This is a genomic window from Micromonospora mangrovicola (assembly GCF_047200535.1).
Classification (GTDB): domain Bacteria; phylum Actinomycetota; class Actinomycetes; order Mycobacteriales; family Micromonosporaceae; genus Micromonospora.
Window position 1 is genome coordinate 1 of record NZ_JBJZOG010000121.1, and the last position, 16,464, is coordinate 16,464.

The window sequence follows — 16,464 nt, forward strand, 5'->3', positions numbered from 1 at the left end:
CGGACGGACGCACGCACAGACGTCCGGCCCCCTTCCGCCCGAGAGCGGAAGGGGGCCGGAGGGCGTGCGCGGGGTCAGCTCTGCACGAAGACCGCCACGCTGCGGGCCGGCACGGTGAACGTGCCGCTCGCCCGGTCGAAGGACGCCGTCTGCAGCACCGGGTCGGCGGAGTTCTTCAGCACCGGGTGCAGCGCGACGTTCGCCCCGCGCAGGCCGGTCACCGCCTGCTTCGCCGCCTCCGGGGTGGCGTTGAAGACCACGGTCACCGACTTCCACTGCCCGTCCAGGCCCCGGGCGTCCAGGGTCATGGTGAGCACGCCCGGGGTTTCCTTCACCCCGGAGAGCGGGAACGCCACCCGCTGCTGCACCTGGTCGGCGGCGGTCAGCCCGAACACCGGCGAGGAGTTCCGGATCCGCAGCAGCTCCGCGTACCGGGCGTCGGCCAGGTCGACCGCCGCGCAGTCCGGCACCAGCTTCGGGTCCGCCAGCAGCGGCCTGGCGTAGGACCACTTGCTCTCGTTGTCCGCTGCCGGCGGGAGGCCGGCGCCGAAGCCGTTGCCCTGGGCGCAGTCCCACCGGATCTGATTGAACCAGTCGCCGGAGTTGTACGAATTGCGGTCCAGCGACTTGGAGCGCAGCCGCTCCGAGCCGGCCGTGACGAAGCCCGGCCCCTGCCCGAGAGCTGTGGTGGCCAACGCGAGCACCTGCATCCGGGCCCGGTCCTGCGCCGAGGTGCCCTGCGGCAGCTTGTACGCCAGCGCGTCGTAGAGGATCTCGTTGTCGTGGGCGTCGACGTAGGTGACCGCCTCGCCCGGCGCGGCCGTGTAGCCGGCCGGCGAGCCGTTGTAGTCGACCTGGGCCCCGGTGACCGCCCGGCCGGACGAGTCGGTGAACCGGTAGTCGCGCAGGTTACCGGTCAGGCCCACCTTGATCAGGTCCTGCTGGTGCAGCAGCCGGGCCTTCTGCTCCGCCGCCGAGCCGTTGACGTCGTCACCGTTGGGGTCGGTGTACAGGCCGGAGGCGAAGCCCTGGAGCCGCGGGTTGCCGTCGAACGGGCCGCCGCCGCGCACCGCGTCGCGGAGCCGGTCGTTGAAGGTGCCGATCCCGGTGCCAGCCATGTTGGCCTGGGTGGCCTGCACGAACCGGGCGTCGTTGGCGACCTCGCCGAAGTTCCAGCCCTCGCCGTAGAGCAGGATCTTCTTCCCGTCCACGCCGTCGCGGGCGACGGTGAGCCGGTCCAGCGCGGCGCGCACGGCGAGGATGTTCGCCTTCGGGTGGTGGCCCATCAGGTCGAACCGGAAGCCGTCCACCTTGTACTCCCTGGCCCAGGTGACCAGGGAGTCCACCACGAGCTTGCCCATCATGGCGTGCTCCGGGGCGGTGTTGGCGCAGCAGGTCGAGTTGGCGACGCTGCCGTCCTCCAACAGCCGCTGGTAGTAGCCGGGCACGATCTGGTCGAGCACCGACTTCGGGTCGACCCCGGCGGCCGAGGTGTGGTTGTAGACGACGTCCATCACCACGCGCAGGCCGGCCTGGTTGATCCCCGCGACCATCTGCCGAAACTCGGTGGTCCGCTTCGCCCCGGCCGGGTCGACGGCGTAGCCGCCCTCCGGCACGGTGTAGTGCAGCGGGTCGTAGCCCCAGTTGTAGCCGTCCTTCTCGGCCACCGCCGTCACGCACTTCTGCTGCTGGTCGGAGTCCGGCGGCAGGGCGGCCAGGTCGCAGGCGGGCTGGGCCTGGTCGGCGCGCTTCTCGGGAATGGTGGCGAAGTCGAACGCCGGCAGCAGGTGCAGGTAGTTGGCCCCGGCGTCACCGAGCGCCTTCAGGTGCTTCATCCCGGCCGTGTTCGGGTCGGTGAAGGCGAGGTAGGTGCCGCGCCGTTCGGCCGGCACGGTGCTGTCGGCGACGGAGAAGTCGCGAACCGACAGCTCCTGGATTTGCGCCTTCGCCGACGGCACCGCGGCCGGCTTGCGCAGTTTCGCCCAGCCGGCCGGCGCGAGGGCCGGATCGTTCAGGTCGACGATCTGGCTGTGCGTCGAGTCCGGCGCGAGCGCCACCGAGTACGGGTCGGTCACCGAAGCGGTGACCATCCTCTGCGCCGCCGGCTGCCAGGCCTCGACCCGGTAGCGGTAGTACTTGCCGGTCCAGGTCTTCGTCCCGCGTACCGACCAGACGCCGGTGCGGTCGTCGCGGCGCATCGACACCGTCTGCGGCTGCGCCCCCGGCGAGTCGAAGAGCTGCAACGACACCGTGCGGGCGGTCGGCGCCCAGACCGCCAGGGTGGGCACCCTGCCGGCGAACGTCGGGCCCAACTTCGCCGCCGTGGCCGCCCGGTAGACGTCGTCGAGCACCCCCGGGATCTGCACCCCGGTCGCGCCGAGCAGGTGCCCCTCGGCGTCCCGCTCGGTCACCACGAGCTGGCCGCGCAGCGCCGCCGGCACCTTGGCCAGGTCGGCCCGGTCCAGGTTGAAGGCGTGGTAGGCCCAGAGCTGCGGGTACGCCTGCCGCTGGGCCTCGGTGAGCCCGTTGCGCTGCGCCCGCAGCGGCAGCGTGGTGTACGTCCCGGCGAGCTCCCCGTCGGCGATGCTCAGCCCGCCGGTCGGGGCGGCGACCAGGTCGTACCGCTTGCCGTCGGTGGGCCCGGTCTGCCAGGCGACGGTGGACCGGTCGATCCACTGTGCCCGCTGCTTGGTGATGTCGAGGTCCTTGGCGACGCCGGAGGAGGTCGACGGCAGCAGCCGGCCCTTGACCCCGGCCAGCAGCCAGATCTCGTGCCCGGCGGTGGCGAAGTCGAGCCGCTGGTCCTCCGGCTGGTCCTTGGTGTCGCCGTTGTGCACGATGTAGCTCAGCCCGGTGGCGCCGGCGGCCAGGGGCACCCGGAACAGCGCACCGAAGGAGTCGATCTTCTCCGGCTTGAGCGGGCTGCCCCAGTCGGTCGGGTTGGCCGCGCCGTCCCAGAGGTGCAGGCCCCAGCCGTCGTAGTTGCCGTCCGCCTTGCGCCAGTGGATGACCGCGGTGCTCTGGTCGACCGGCGGGTCGGGCTCGCCGGTGGCGGCCTGCCGGGTCGGGTAGAGCGTCGGGTCACCCTGCTTGACCCAGACCTCACCGGTCTGCGTCACGTCGATGGTGCGGTCGTTCTGGACGTCCTTGGTCCCGTTCTGGTCGACGACGAGGAAGCCGACGGACCTGGCGCCCGGCTTCAGCTTGACCCAGGCGAACCGGCCGAAGGAGTCCTCACCGGCGAACGGCTGCCCTTTGGGCCAGTCGGTCTGGTACGCCGGGTCGATGTCGCCCCAGGTGTAGAGGCCCCAGTCGGCGTACCCGCCGGCCGGGCGCTGGTAGTGCACCACCGCCCAGTCCCGCGACGCGCTCTGTGCCGGGGTGCCGACCAAGCCGGTGGACCGGGCGGCGGCGATGCGGCCCTTGCCGTCGCGGACGACGGCCTTGTACTCGACCTTCGTTCCGCCGGGCAGGCCGGTGAGGTCGTGGTAGACGGTGTACGGGGCCTTGTGCGCGCTGCCCAGCAGGGTCCACCTGCCACCGGGCACCCGGGCGGCGAAGGTGACGGTGGCGAGGGGGTCGCCGGTGACCTCCGCGGTGACGGCCGTCTTGGTGGCGACCGGGGCGTCGCCCGGCTCGGTGATGGTGATCTTCGGGGCGGAGCCGGCCTGCGGGATCGCCCGGTCGGCCTTGAGCACCACGGCCGCCATGGCCGGCACGGTAACGGTCAGCTTGCCGTCGGCGCCGGCCGTCGCGGCGGCGGCGCCGCCGTAGACGCCGGTGAAGGTGGCGCCGGGCGACCAGGTGTCCACGGGGACAGTCTGCGGGCTGTCGGCGTTGTTCACCGCGACCACGTACTCGGTGCGCTCGGCGGGCAGGATCCGGGAGAAGGCGAAGACGCCCGGGCCGTCGGCGGCGTACCGGGTGACCTGGATGCCGTCCCGAAGCGCCGGGTGGGCCTGCCGGAGCCGGGCCAGCTCGGCGATGGTCCGGTACAGCGGGTGGGTGGTGTCGTACTGGTCGCTGGCGTGGGTACGGGTGGTGCCGATCAGGTCGTCGTCGAGGTAGTCCGCCGTCCTGGAGGCGAACATGTCCTGCCGGGCGTCCTTGTCGCCGCCGGGGCCGGTGAAGCCCTGCTCGTCGCCGGAGTAGACGACGGGCTGGCCGCGGGTGAGGAACATCAGCTGGTGGGCGAGCTCGTCCCGGCGCAGCCGGCTGGCGTCGTCCCCGCCGGTCGCCGCGATGAACGAGCCGATCCGGCCCATGTCGTGGTTGCCGAGGAAGGTGGTCAGCCGGTTGGCGTCGGTGTCCCGGGCCGAGTACAGGTCGTCCTTGGCGTACACGTCGGCGAGCGCCTTGGCCGAGCCGTCGGCGGCGGCGAATCCGCGCGCGGCCTCCTGGAAGGAGAAGTCGAGGGTGGCCGGCAGCCCGCCCTGCCGCACGTACGTCGACTCGATCTCCTGGTCCGCGCTGTAGACCTCGCCGAACATGAAGAAGTCCGGCTTGCCGGCTTCTGCCGCGGCCTTCTTGATGCCCCGCGCGAACTGCGGCCAGAACTCGAGGTTGGCGTGCTTGACGGTGTCCAGCCGGAAGCCGTCGACCCCGGCCTTGCCGATCCACTGTCCGTAGATGTCGGTCATGCCCCGGACCACCTCGGGCCGCTCGGTCCAGAGGTCGTCGAGGCCGAAGAAGTCGCCGTACTCGCTGTTCTCGCCGGCGAAGGTGGAGTCGCCCCGGTTGTGGTACATGGTCGGGTCGTTCAGCCACCCGGGCACCTTCACCTTCGCGTCGGCCGCGCTGGCAAAGGTCGGGGTGTACGGGAACGACTTGGTGTTGACCTGCGGGAAGTCGCGGGTGCCGTCGGCGTAGTTGCGGTCCTCGAAGGCCCGCCCCTGCGCGTCCTGGTACGGCGCGGTCTTCTTGTCGACGTAGCCGTACCTGTCCTCGGCGTACTTGATGACGTCCGCGGTGTGGTTGACGATGATGTCGAGGTAGACCTTGATGCCGCGCCGGTGGGCCAGGCCGACCAGCTTCTTCAGCTCGGCGTTCGTGCCGAAGTGCGGGTCGACCTGGGTGAAGTCGGTGATCCAGTACCCGTGGTAGCCGGCGGAGACGTCCGCGCCGGTGCCCTGGACGGGCCGGTTCTTGAAGATCGGCGCCAGCCAGATGGCGCTGGTGCCGAGGCCCTGGATGTAGTCCAGCTTGTCGATGACGCCCTTCAGGTCACCGCCGTGGTAGAAGCCCTTGTCCGTCGGGTCGAGGCCGGTGGTGAGCCGGTCGCCGGTCAGCCCGCCGGTGTCGTTGCGCTGGTCGCCGTTGGCGAAGCGGTCCGGCAGCACGAAGTAGAACTGCTCGGCCCGGGCGCTGTTGCCGCCGGCCCTGAGCAGCGTCTCGGCGGACGGCTCCTGATCCCACTGCGGTGCGCCGGCGGCCGCCAGGACGTCGGGGATGGCGGACCGGTCGCGGGCGTCGGCACCCAGCTGGTGGATGGCCACCGGCACGCCGACCAGGGTGAGCACGAGCGAGGAGACCAAGGCGAGCAGCGCCTTGTGAGATATCGGCGGGGGTTTCATCGACGGCCTTTCTCTGGTCGCTGATTCGCCCGCACGCTAGCCCTTGCCGAAACATTCTGCAATACCTTGCAAACCAGGTCGCAACAAAGCAGCAGTCTTGCGAAACATGACATCACCGATCGACCCGCCCGACCGCCGCGCAGGGTGACGAGCAGTCGGGTTCAGCGGCTGGAGCAGGCCGACCCGTCGACCGCGCAGCTGGTGGGACGGGTGGTGCCGGTGTCCTCGAAGTGGAACCGCAGCGGCACCGACGCTCCCGGCGCCAGGTCCACCCCGCTGCGGTAGGTGAACACGCCCCCGGCGAAGTCGCCGGTGCCCTGCTCGGCGCCGTCCAACCAGGACGTGACCAGACGCCCCCGCGGAAAGGTGAGCCGCACCGTCCAGCCCCGGGCCGAGTCGGCCGTGTTCACCAGCCGCACCTCCCCGATGAAGCCGCCGTTGAAGCTGTTCACCACCGCGTACCGCCCGGTCACCGGGGACGCCGGGGACGGCGACGGCGGGGACGGGAGCGGTCGCCCGCTGCCCCCCGCGGTACCCGACGGGTTGGGCGTTCGCCGGCCGGGCAGCGCGGTGGACCGGGGCGACAGCCGCGGCAGCGCCGGCCCGGCCGAGGTCGGCGCCGCGCCCGGCGGCGTCGTCGCGGCCGGCAGCCCCGGCAACGACAGCGTCGGGTCCGGCGGCGGGACGTCGGCGTACGTCCTGCGGCCCCGGGCCGCGCCCAGCGCGATGACCAGCAGCACCACCATGACGATCACGCCGATCGAGACCAGGATCCAGGGCGAGGAGGCGATGGCGGAGCCGGGTGACGGGCGGACGCGTCGCGTGCCGGGCATGGCTCTCCCTGTCGGTCGTCCGGTGAGCCTAGCGATCGGGAGCGATGCCGGAAAGCGTCCGGCCCGTCACCGGGCACGCCTGGCCGCGCGCGTTTCAGTCCGCGCGTTTCAGCCGATGACGCAGTTCGCCCCGTTCACCGTGCACTGGCCCGGCTGGTCGCCGGTGCCGGTACGGGTGAACCGCATGGACACCACGGCGCTCTCCCCCGACGGCAGCGGCCCGGTGCCACGCAGTACGAACGCCCCGCTGCCCTGGGTGCTGACCGACAGCCCGGAGGAGGAAGACGCCTTGATGCTCTTCACGTTGCCCGCGAAGAGCAGTTCCACCTCCCAGCTCTGGCTGCGCCCGGAGCCGTTGGTGACGGTCAGCCGGGCCTCGAACCAGTCGCGGTTGCTCGCCGTCGCCTGGTACCTCGCGGTGACGGTGCCGGTCAGCGGCGCGGCCGGGGCGGCGAGCGTGGACGCGCTCGACGCCGCCGAGCTGGCCTTCGCCGACGGGGTCGGGGTGGGCGAGGTGGCGGTCGGTGACGGCGTGTCGTCGATCGGCAGCAGCGGGGCACCGCTCGGCGGCGCGGAGGTGGGGGTCTGCGCCCCGATCGTCGGCAGGTAGATCGGGGGGTCGAGGGCCGCCGGCACGGGGCGCTCCGCCTGACGCAGGGACAGCAGCGCGAAGATCAGCAGGCTGACCAACAGGCCGACGCCGAGCATCACCACGATCCACGGCACCGAGGTCAGCATCCGCGGTGCCGACGGCCCCTCGTCCGGTCGCCCCTGCCCGACGCTCATCAAGTCCCCCCTCGCCGAAGCCGACGCGCCAGCGTAGCCATGGTTCCCGGCGATTCGCAGGGCGGCTGCCCCGATCCGCCCGTCCGGTCAGTGGGACGCGGAGAACGGCTGACCGGGGCGCGGCGGTTCAGCCCTCGCCGCCCCCGGTCCGACGCCGGCCGCCGCCACGGGGCGCAGTTGCAGAATCGCGGGGTGTCGTCGGCTAGTCTGTCCGGGCTAATCGATTGGAGATCCTAAATGGCTCACAACTGGGCAATATTGCCCAAGATCCTTGAAGCCGTCCAGGATGGAGATCCCGTCGCCGAGCCCCACCCACCACGCCACGACCGCTGACCGGGACCGCGAGTCACCGATCCGTCCGTCCCAAGTCCCCTCCAGCCCTCCACCCCGACTCGGAGCACCCTCCATGCAGATTGCCAGTGCGCCAACCGGGCTCATCCGAAGATCCCTCGGGACCGGTGCCCTGTTGGTGTTCAGCGCGACCGCCTCCTCCCCGATGGCCGTGCTCGCCGGTGCGATCGTCGCCACGTACGCCTCGACCGGCGTCACCGGCACACCGCTCGGCTTCGTCGTGATCGCGGCCGCGTTGCTCTTCTTCTCCGTTGGTTACCTGGCGATGGCCCGCTACGTGTCCGGCGCGGGCGTCTTCTACGCCTCCCTCGCGGCCGGCTTCGGGCGCTTCTGGGGAGTGGTCGCCGCCCCCGTGGTGCTGCTCGGCTACAACGCCATCCAGATCTGCCTCTACGGCCTGCTCGGTGCGGTGGTCAGCGGCAGCATCGGCGGTACCTGGTGGGTCTGGTCCCTGATCGCCTGGGCCGCTGTCGCGTCGCTCGGCGTGCTGAAGTCCCGGATCAGCGTCGGCCTGCTGGGCGCGGTGCTGGTCGTCGAGGTCGCGGTGATCCTGCTGTTCATCGTCACCTCGTTCACCCACCCGGCCGACGGCACGGTGAGCTTCGCGCCGTTGAACCCGGACAACCTGCTGGTGCCCGGCATCGGTGGCGTGGTGGCCTTCTGCGCGGCGTCCTTCGTCGGCTACGAGTCCGCCGCGGTCTACTCCGAGGAGTCGCGCTCCCCGCAGGCGGTGTCGAAGGCCGCCTACTCGGCGCTGATCCTGCTCGGCGTGCTCTATGCGCTCGCCGCCTGGGCGCTGGCCGTGGCCGTCGGCCCGAACCGGGTGGTCGACCAGTCCCGAGACCCGTCGGCCGGCCTGCCGTTCTCGATCCTCGAGGTGCACGCCAGTCCCGTGCTCGGTGGCGTCGCGACCACCCTCGTGGTGACCAGCGTCTTTGCCGCCATGATCAGCTTCCACAATTCGATCGCCCGGTACACCTTCAGCCTGGGACGGGAGCGGGTGCTGCCGGCGGTGTTCGAGAAGATCGGTCGGGGCGGCGCGCCGGTCGCCGGCTCGGTGCTCCAGTCGGCGATCGCCCTGCCGGTGATCCTGGTCTTCGCGCTGACCGGGGCGGACCCCGTAGCCATCATGTTCAGCTGGCTCTCCGGCGTCGCGGCCATCGCGGTGCTGCTGATGATGGCCGCCACGTCGCTGGCCGCGGTCGCCTTCTTCCGCAAGGGCGGGGGCACCACCGAGAACGCGTGGCAGCGGACGGTGGCCCCGCTGATCGGCGCGGTGCTGGTCGGCGCGGCCCTGCTGACCACTCTGGTCAACCTCTCCGCCGTGCTCGGGACGCCGGAGGACTCGACGACGAAGTGGCTGGTCCCCGGTGCCGTGGCCGCCGCGGCGGTGGTCGGCCTGGTCTGGGCGGCGGTGCTGAAGGCCAGCCGCCCCGAGGTGCTGGAGAACGTCGGCCAGGGACAGCCCCGGCCGCTCGCGGTGATCGAGCAGGACCTGGTTGGGCGCTCCCTGTAGGGTCCGCGCGACACGACGGCCCGCCCCCACAGCCGGGGGCGGGCCGTCGTCCGTCTCAGCGTCGGCGCCGGCCGCCGCTCCCGCCCGCCGCGGTGCCCGCGGCCTTGCGCTCCTGGCCCGCCAGCACCAACTGGTTGAGGTGCTGCAACCAGTGCCAGGCCGGATCCGCCTGCTGCTCCTGGCTGAACGACCGCCAGCTGCGGTACTCCACCCCGCCACCAGTGGTGTACGGGAAGGTGGAATACACCTCGACCTGCTCGTGGGCGCGCGCCGGCCGCTCGACGACCAGCAGATTGTTGTCCGAGAGAACCACCAGGGCACGGCCGGGAATGCCCATCCCGCCGATCACCCCCGCCGGCTCGTTGCCGAACTCCTCGCCGGAGCCGAGCAGGGTGGACACCGCGATCCCCACGTACGTGGCGTCGGCGGGAATCGGTTCGGCGGACTGGGTCATCTGGGCCACCGGGTCGAAGACCCGGCCGTCGGCGAGGTAGCCCTTGGCGATCTCGGTCAGCTCGTGCAGCAGGACGGGCAGGTCCTGCACGTCGGCGCCGTCGCGGAACAGCCGGGACGCCGCCTTGATCTCGTAGTACGGGCGACGCGGGTCGGAGAACCGGGGGTCCAGGCTGGCGTACATGAAGACCAGCGCGTGCGGCCCCACCGGCTTGGTCCGGCGCAGGTCCCAGAAGTGCGAGGCGTGCAGCGCGTTGGCATACTGCACCCGGTGCACCACCGCCTGCCGGATCTGGTTCTGGACGGCCTGGCCGGAGTACCCGTCGGCGACCGGCTCGCCGCCGGCGGGGGCGGAGTGCCCGCCGACCTCGGGTGCACCGCTCGCCGTGGGCGCCGGTCGGGCCGACGCCTCCGCGTATCCGGAGCCCTCCGGCCCGCCGTAGCGCGGCGCCTCCTGCGGGCCGCGACCGGCGTGCTCGGCAACGGGACGGGCCGGCGCCTCCGACGCGTGGTACGCCGGGGCAACCGACGCCGGGAAGGGCGGGGCCTCCGGGGCACCGTAGCGCGGCACCTCCCGGGCAGGGTACGCGCCGGTGTCGGCCCCGGCATAGCCGGTCGCGGCCCGGGCGGGATACCCGCCGGTGTCGGCCCCGGCATAGCCGGTCGCGGCCCGGGCGGGGAACCCGCCGGTCTCCGCTCCCGCATAGCCGGTCGTGGCCCGGGTGCCGAACCCCGGGGCCGTCGGTGCACTCAGCGGGGACGTCGCCGCCGGGGCGCCGTAGCGAGCAGCCTCCGGCCCGGCCGCGCCCGTCGGAGTGCCGTAGCCGGAGACCTCCGCGCCGGAGACCTCCGCGCCGTAGCCGGACGCGGCGTAGCCGGGCTCCGGGTTGTCGACCCTCGGGAGTGGATGACCGCCGATCCCGGCCCAGCGTGCCGGTGGCCGGACCGGCGGCGCCGTCGGCGGGTAGCTGGGCCCGTTGGCCGCGCCGTTGTCACGGGTGTCCTCGTAGGACGGGCGCGACATCGGCGGTCGTTGATCCTGCGACACGTGGTAGCTCCTGGCTAGCTGGGATTCGCCCGGCCGATGATTTCACTGGGTGCACGGGTTATCAACTGTCCGCACATATTGCCCAGGTCAGAGCGATCTGACTCACAACTCAGCCACCCTGGCCGATGCTCGACTGTGGCCGGAGCTGCCCGCGCCCGTCCAGCTCGGAGCATCCGGACCGTCGATTGTAGACAACTGATGGCCGGATTCGTAACGCTTGCCTGCTCTGCGTGACTCATGGTCCACTCTTTGCGCCGTGCACCCTGCACCGGATGATGAGGAGCGTCGTGTTGTCAGCCGACCCGTGTCATGACGATGCCGTCGTCGATCCGGAGGAGCTCCTCGCCGAACTCGCCGCACTAGGCTCGGCCGCCGCGGCCGGCCGCTCGACGCACGTCGGCTTCCCGGTCGCCACCGACATCGACTACAGCCCGTTGGCACCCCTCTTCGGCGCCCTGCTGAACAACATCGGCGACCCGTGGACCGACCCGGCCGGGGCCAACCACACCAAGCGCTACGAGCGGGAGGTGCTGGACTGGTTCGGGGACCTGTTCCAGGCGCCGGCCGACGATCGGTGGGGCTACCTCACCTCCGGCGGCACGGAGGGCAACCTCTACGCCCTCTATCTGGCCCGCGCCCGGTTTCCGAAAGCGTTGGTCTACCACTCCGCCGACGCGCACTACTCGCTGCCGAAGTGCGTGGACATCCTCGGCATGGACTCCCTGGTGATCCGCACGGACGAACGCGGCGAGATCGACTACGACGACCTCGCCCACATGATCGACCAGCACCGGGACCGGCCGGCGATCGTCGTGGCGACCTGCGGCACCACGATGACCGAGGCCGCCGACGACGTGCCGCGCATCCGGGAGATCCTGGCCCGCGCCGCGGTTCGGCACCACCTGCATGTCGACGGAGCGCTGGCCGGCGTGCCGCTGGCCCTCGCCGACCGCCGGAGCACCCTGCGGTTGGACTCGGTCATCGACAGCATCTCCATCTCCGGCTACAAGTTCCTCGGTACCCCCGTCCCGTGCGGGGTGGTGCTGACCCGCCGCACGCTCCAGCAGCAGCTCGGCCAGACGCCCAACTACACCGCGACCGTGGACACCACGATCAGCGGCTCGCGCAGCGGTCACCCCGCCCTGCTGCTCTGGTACGCGATCCGCGCCCTGGGCCACGCGGGCATGCGCGAACGCGCGGACCGGGCCCGCGAGCTCGCCGCGTACGCCGTGGACCGGCTGAACGAGGCCAACTGGCCGGCCTGGCGGCACGACCACGCCTTCACCGTGGTCTTCCCCACCCCGCCCGCCGAGGTGACCGCGAAGTGGGTGCTGGCCAGCAGTAACGGGCGCAGCCATCTGATCTGCATGCCCGGCGTGACCAAGGAGGTCGTCGACGAGTTCGTCGCCGACCTGGCCACCGCCGTCGACCCACGCCCCCGGCCCCGCAAGCGCCGCGCCCCGGCCCGGCGGGCCCGGCCGGCGGCGGACGCGTCGCCCCCCACGCCCCCGACCGGCGTGGTCTACTCGGCATCGTGCCGAAGCTGACCCCACCCACCGAACGGGTACGGGCCAGCTTCCTCGCCGCGATGGCCGAGTTCCGCGCCGAGGGGCGCGGCGACCCGCAGGACCAGACCATGATCGGCCGGGACCTGCGCACCCACGCCGCCACCTGGCACACCGCCGAGGGTTTCGCACGGTACGTCGCCGAGCTGCGGCTCGAGGAACGGGAGGAGACGCCACGGCCGGCGGGCCGGGTGCCCGCCACCACACTCTGGTGGGTCGCGGGCGACGAGTACCTGGGCCGGCTCGCGATCCGGCACCGGCTCACCCCGCAGCTGCGGGAGGCGGGCGGCCACGTCGGCTACGACGTACGGGCCGGCGCCCGCGGCCGCGGTCACGCCACCGCGATGCTGCGCGCGGCGCTGCCCGTGGCGCGCGCCCTGGGCGTCGACCCGGCCCTGCTCGCCTGCGACGTGGACAACGTGGCGTCCCACCGGGTCATCGAGCGCAACGGTGGCGTGCTGACCGACGAACGGGCCGGCAAGCTACGGTTCCTGGTGCCGACCACGTCCCGCTGACCGCGCGGTCAGGCGGTCCGGATGACGGTGCAGATGGCCGGGCCATCGTCGCCCGCCCGCAGCAGGTAGCGGTAGCGCTCCCCCGGCACCGGCCCGCCCTGGCTGTCCAGGAACTCCCACCGCACCGCCACCTCGCTGAGCAGCGCGGAAACCTGCTGCACGTCCTCGATCAGCGCGTTGGCGGCGACCAGCTCCCGCTCCTGGTAGTCGGGGGCCGCGCCGACGAAGCTCAGCGCCACCGCGGCCGGTGAGGTGAACGAGAAGCTGTAGGTGTCCGCCACCACCAGCCCTGGCAGGGCGTAGCAGGCAGCGATGGCGGGCACGTCGCCGGTGGTCAGGGCGACGCCGTACCGGTCGAAGAAGTCCGTCAGTTCGTCGAGATCCGTGGAAGCCCTCACAGCGCTCTCCATTGCCGCACGCGCGGCCCGGCAAACCTGCGCGGCGGTGGTGTTCCTTTCCGGCGGCTCAACGCGGCGGGATGCGCACCTCGATCTCCGCGCCGAGCTGGGCGCCACCGGCCAGGTCGAGGTCGTCGCCGCTCCAGAACCGGCCCGGGTCGTACCAGTTGGGCCGGCGCCCGGCGGGCAGCAGCCCCATCGCCTCGTAGGTCACCGCCACCACCTCGGCGCAGTACGCGGTCTCCAGTGCCCGGTCGCGCACCGGCACTCCGCCGCCGTCCGGGGTGGGCCGGCCGCGACGGCGCAGGTCGGGCACCCGGCCCCGGGCCCACCGCCAGGCGAGCTGGGCGGTCGACGGGAACGGGGTGCCGTCGAGCCGCGCCACGGTACGCAGCACCGCCTCCTCCATCGCCGGGTCGACCGACGGTTCGAGCTGGCGTAGCCAGGCCCGCTGGCCGTACCGGTTGGCCCAGACGCAGACCGCGTCCCGCAGGTCGTGCAGCTGGACACCGCGCTGATGGGTGCCGGTCCACATGTCCGGCAACGAACGGCCCAGCTCCGCGTGCCACATCAGCGGCGGCATGTCGTCCAGCACCACCGCCATGCCGACGTGGTTGACCGGGCTGTTGGTGGTGAGCTGGATGGCCCGGTCGGGCACGCTGCGCCCCCGGAACACCCAGACGTCGCCGGTCCGGGTCAGCTCCACGGCCTCGTCCAGACTGATGCTCATGAAGGACTACCCTAAGCCGATGCGGCAACGGATGCGGTGGTGGAAGGTGCTCGGGCTGGCCGGCCTCGCGGGCGTCGCGGCGACCGGCGTGGTCGTGGCCCGGGCGGAACGGCGCCGCCGGGCGTACACCCCGGAGGAGATCCGGGACCGGTTGCGCGAGCGACACGCGCAGGCCGCGGGGAGCGCGTCCGCCGACGACCGGCCCTGATCCCGCTCGGTCACAAGCGCGGCTCCGCTACCGTCAGGATCCCTGTTGGACGGAGGTGCGATGGGCCGACGTAATACGCGGAACGAACAGCCGGCGCGGCGGTGGCCGAAGCTGGACGCGGCGAGCGGGACGATCCTCGTGCTGGCAACCCTGGGCGCCGTCGGCGTCGGGCTGGCGTCCGGCGACAAGCTGCTGCGTACCCTGTTCGAACTGGCCTGCACCCCGGACCACTGCCAGCCGGTCGGGCTGGTCGCCGCCGGCTGGCTGCCGCTGGGCGGCGGGATGGTGCTCGCCGGGCTGATCTACCGGAAGGCCCGGCCGGGGATGCCGGCGCTCTGGGCGTTGGGCGGCTGCCTCGTGCTGGCCTCCTTCGGCCTGGCGGCGCTGTTCGGCGGCGGAAACCTCGTCCAGCAGCAGCCTCCGCACGCGGGCATGCTCCTGGCGGGCGCGGGTGCCGGGCTGCTCCCCCTGCTGGTCGTGGGCCGGCCGGCCGAGCCGCGCCGCCGTGGCCGGGGCCCGGTCGATCCCGGCCGCCCGCTGCTGCTGGTCAACATCGGTCAGGCTGGCGCCCTGCTCGTGGTGCTGATCTGGGCGGCGCTGCTCGGCTGAGCCGCGTCACCGGTCGGTGCGTCGCACCGCCTCGTCCAGGGCCTGCGGGGTACGCCCGACCAGCGCGCCGCCGTCGTCGAGCAACAGGATCGGCCGCTGGATCAGTTCGGGGTGCGCGACCATCGCGGCGACCCAGCGCGGTTCGCTCTCGTCGTCGCGGGGCCAGTCGGCCATGCCGAAGGTGACGGCGGCCGGCTCGCCGGTACGGCAGACGTCCCAGGGCCTGGCCCCCAGCCGCCGCAGCACCTCGGTCAGTTCCTCGACGCTCGGCGGCTCGGTCAGGTACGCCCGCAGCCGGTACGGCACCCGCGCCTCGGCGAGGGTGTCCCGGGCGGTGGCGCACTTCGAGCAGGCCGGGTTGTCCCAGATCTCCATGGCGGACATGGTCGCAGACCGCGCGGACGGTCCAGGTCGGACGGTCGACGGGGAGGCGGAACGGGCCACGACTCCCTATGATGCGTACCATGGGAAACAGTTTCTGGGAGACTCAGTTTATTCTGTCCCCGCCAACGGGGCCCGTGGAGCGGCACGACCAGGTCGACCTCTACCCGCCGCCGCAGGCAGGCCGACGCCCGGCCGTCGTCGTGGCGCACGGCATTCCGCTCCCCCCGGACGCGCCCGACCCCCGGGAGTGGCTGCTCTACCAGGGCTACGCCGCACTCCTCGCCGAGCAGGGAGCGGTCACGGCGCTGGCCCGGCTCACGGTCGACTCCCCGGCGGGCCTGCCGGAGCCGGCCGCACAGCTGTCGAAGGCTGTGGACCTGGTCCGCGCCGATCCCCGGGTCGACCCGGACCGGGTGGCCCTCTGGTTCTTCTCCGGCAGCGGCCTGCTGCTCGGCGACTGGCTGCGGGAGCCGCCGCCGTGGTTGCGCGGCGTGGCGGCGACCTACCCGCTGCTCGCCCCGTTGCCCGGCTGGGCGGTGGAGTCCCGCTTCCACCCGATCGAGGCGCTCGCCGAAGCCGAGAACGCGCCGCCGTTGGTGCTCACCCGGGCCGGCCTGGACCGGCCGGAGGTCACCGCGGCCACTGAGGCGTTCACCGCCGAAGCGGCGCGTCTCGGGATGCCGGTGCAGGTCATCGACGTACCCGACGGCCGGCACGGCTTCGACGCACTGGACCACACCGACCGGTCCCGCGCGGCCGTACGCGCCGCACGGGACGCCGTCCTCGCCCTTCTCACCACTCCCTGACACCCGCCCGCACACCGTCCGCTCCGAGATCGTTGGCGCCTCCCCGCCCGGAAGGCGGCAGTACTTCCGGGACTTGTGCGGATCTCGGAGCGAGTGCGGGCGGCCCGGTCCCCGAAGGGTGTTGGCGTTCGGGGTCGATGTTCGGCGCGGCGCCTGCGAGTCACGTGACCGGCGCGCCCGGGTCGTGACGTCAACCGCGCTCGGTCCGGCCCGTGATCCGCGCCGGTGCGGCGGGGCATCACGCCTCCGGCACGCCGCCGGTTGCGGCATGCAGGGGTGTCCGGAAGCCGGGATGCCGCGACTTGCGGCATCCCGAGTCGATCACCGTGTCGCTGTGGCCGGTGTGCGGGGAATGTCCGGGTCGCGAGGTCAGCTGCGCTCGGCCGGCCCGTGATCCATTCCGGGCGCGCTATGTGGCGGTGTCCGGGGGCTGGGGCGCCGCGGGTTGCGGCATGCGGAGTCGATCAACGCGCCGGTGCGGTCGTGTGCGGGGAATGTCCGGATCGTGAGGTCGGCTGCGCTTGGGCGGCTGGCGATTCGCTCGGGTTGCGGTGTGTGGGGGTGTCCGGTGTTTTGGAGGCGGCTGGTTGCGGCGTCGCGAGTTGATCATCCTGGCCGGGGGGTCGGTGGGGTCGGTGGCTGGGTCGTTTCGGGTGGGGTGTCCGGTTCGTGCGGCCCGGATTCGGGGG

General features: G+C 72.6%; 13 protein-coding genes. 6 read left to right on the top strand and 7 right to left on the bottom strand.

Going from position 1 to position 16,464, the window contains the following annotated elements; translation table 11 throughout:
* Nucleotides 1-74: 74 nt before the first annotated feature.
* The 3 genes from pulA to ACL02O_RS29870 form a co-directional block, all read right to left on the bottom strand.
* Nucleotides 75-5,573, bottom strand: coding sequence for a pullulanase-type alpha-1,6-glucosidase (gene pulA / locus ACL02O_RS29860; protein WP_412821517.1), 5,499 nt, complete (start codon nt 5,571-5,573; stop codon nt 75-77).
* Nucleotides 5,574-5,734: 161 nt separating this feature from the next.
* Nucleotides 5,735-6,406 (bottom strand): cellulose binding domain-containing protein, encoded by a 672-nt coding sequence (locus ACL02O_RS29865; RefSeq protein ID WP_412821518.1) that lies wholly within the window; start codon nt 6,404-6,406, stop codon nt 5,735-5,737.
* Between the two features lie 108 nt (nt 6,407-6,514).
* Nucleotides 6,515-7,192, bottom strand: a complete 678-nt coding sequence (locus ACL02O_RS29870) for a cellulose binding domain-containing protein (RefSeq protein ID WP_412821519.1) — start codon at nt 7,190-7,192, stop codon at nt 6,515-6,517.
* A 469-nt stretch (nt 7,193-7,661) separates the two neighbouring features.
* Between ACL02O_RS29870 and ACL02O_RS29875 the strand changes: the two genes are divergently transcribed.
* The gene (locus ACL02O_RS29875) at nt 7,662-9,059 is read left to right on the top strand and encodes an APC family permease (RefSeq protein ID WP_412821528.1); all 1,398 of its coding nucleotides are present in this window, start codon (nt 7,662-7,664) and stop codon (nt 9,057-9,059) included.
* 55 nt (nt 9,060-9,114) lie between these two features.
* Here the strand turns inward: ACL02O_RS29875 and ACL02O_RS29880 are convergent, their stop codons facing one another.
* Complete coding sequence (locus ACL02O_RS29880; RefSeq protein ID WP_412821520.1) at nt 9,115-10,536, bottom strand: hypothetical protein; 1,422 nt, start codon at nt 10,534-10,536, stop codon at nt 9,115-9,117.
* Between the two features lie 311 nt (nt 10,537-10,847).
* On the opposite strand from ACL02O_RS29880, the gene ACL02O_RS29885 reads away from it, so the two are divergent.
* On the top strand, nt 10,848-12,107 hold the full coding sequence (locus ACL02O_RS29885) for a histidine decarboxylase (protein ID WP_412821529.1): 1,260 nt from the start codon (nt 10,848-10,850) through the stop codon (nt 12,105-12,107).
* Entirely contained in the window at nt 12,095-12,640 is a 546-nt protein-coding gene (locus ACL02O_RS29890; protein ID WP_412821521.1) for a GNAT family N-acetyltransferase, read from the top strand. Before ACL02O_RS29885 ends, ACL02O_RS29890 begins: the two co-directional genes overlap by 13 nt.
* A gap of 8 nt (nt 12,641-12,648) precedes the next feature.
* On the opposite strand, the gene ACL02O_RS29895 is transcribed toward ACL02O_RS29890, so the two are convergent.
* Together ACL02O_RS29895 and ACL02O_RS29900 are read right to left on the bottom strand one after the other, a co-directional pair.
* Nucleotides 12,649-13,038 (bottom strand): hypothetical protein, encoded by a 390-nt coding sequence (locus ACL02O_RS29895; RefSeq protein ID WP_412821522.1) that lies wholly within the window; start codon nt 13,036-13,038, stop codon nt 12,649-12,651.
* A gap of 67 nt (nt 13,039-13,105) precedes the next feature.
* Complete coding sequence (locus ACL02O_RS29900; RefSeq protein ID WP_412821523.1) at nt 13,106-13,768, bottom strand: hypothetical protein; 663 nt, start codon at nt 13,766-13,768, stop codon at nt 13,106-13,108.
* Here ACL02O_RS29900 and ACL02O_RS29905 point away from each other — a divergent pair.
* Together ACL02O_RS29905 and ACL02O_RS29910 are read left to right on the top strand one after the other, a co-directional pair.
* Nucleotides 13,767-13,976, top strand: coding sequence for a hypothetical protein (locus ACL02O_RS29905; RefSeq protein ID WP_412821524.1), 210 nt, complete (start codon nt 13,767-13,769; stop codon nt 13,974-13,976). The two genes, ACL02O_RS29900 and ACL02O_RS29905, sit on opposite strands and share 2 nt — an antisense overlap.
* 60 nt (nt 13,977-14,036) lie before the next feature.
* Complete coding sequence (locus ACL02O_RS29910; RefSeq protein ID WP_412821525.1) at nt 14,037-14,585, top strand: hypothetical protein; 549 nt, start codon at nt 14,037-14,039, stop codon at nt 14,583-14,585.
* Nucleotides 14,586-14,591: 6 nt separating this feature from the next.
* Here ACL02O_RS29910 and ACL02O_RS29915 read toward each other — a convergent pair whose 3' ends face one another.
* Nucleotides 14,592-14,960 carry an ArsC/Spx/MgsR family protein gene (locus ACL02O_RS29915; RefSeq protein ID WP_412821526.1) on the bottom strand — a complete coding sequence of 123 codons (369 nt, stop codon included), beginning with the start codon at nt 14,958-14,960 and terminating at the stop codon, nt 14,592-14,594.
* Nucleotides 14,961-15,103: 143 nt separating this feature from the next.
* Between ACL02O_RS29915 and ACL02O_RS29920 the strand changes: the two genes are divergently transcribed.
* The gene (locus tag ACL02O_RS29920; protein ID WP_412821527.1) at nt 15,104-15,775 is read left to right on the top strand and encodes an alpha/beta hydrolase family protein; all 672 of its coding nucleotides are present in this window, start codon (nt 15,104-15,106) and stop codon (nt 15,773-15,775) included.
* The last annotated feature ends 689 nt before the right edge of the window (nt 15,776-16,464 follow it).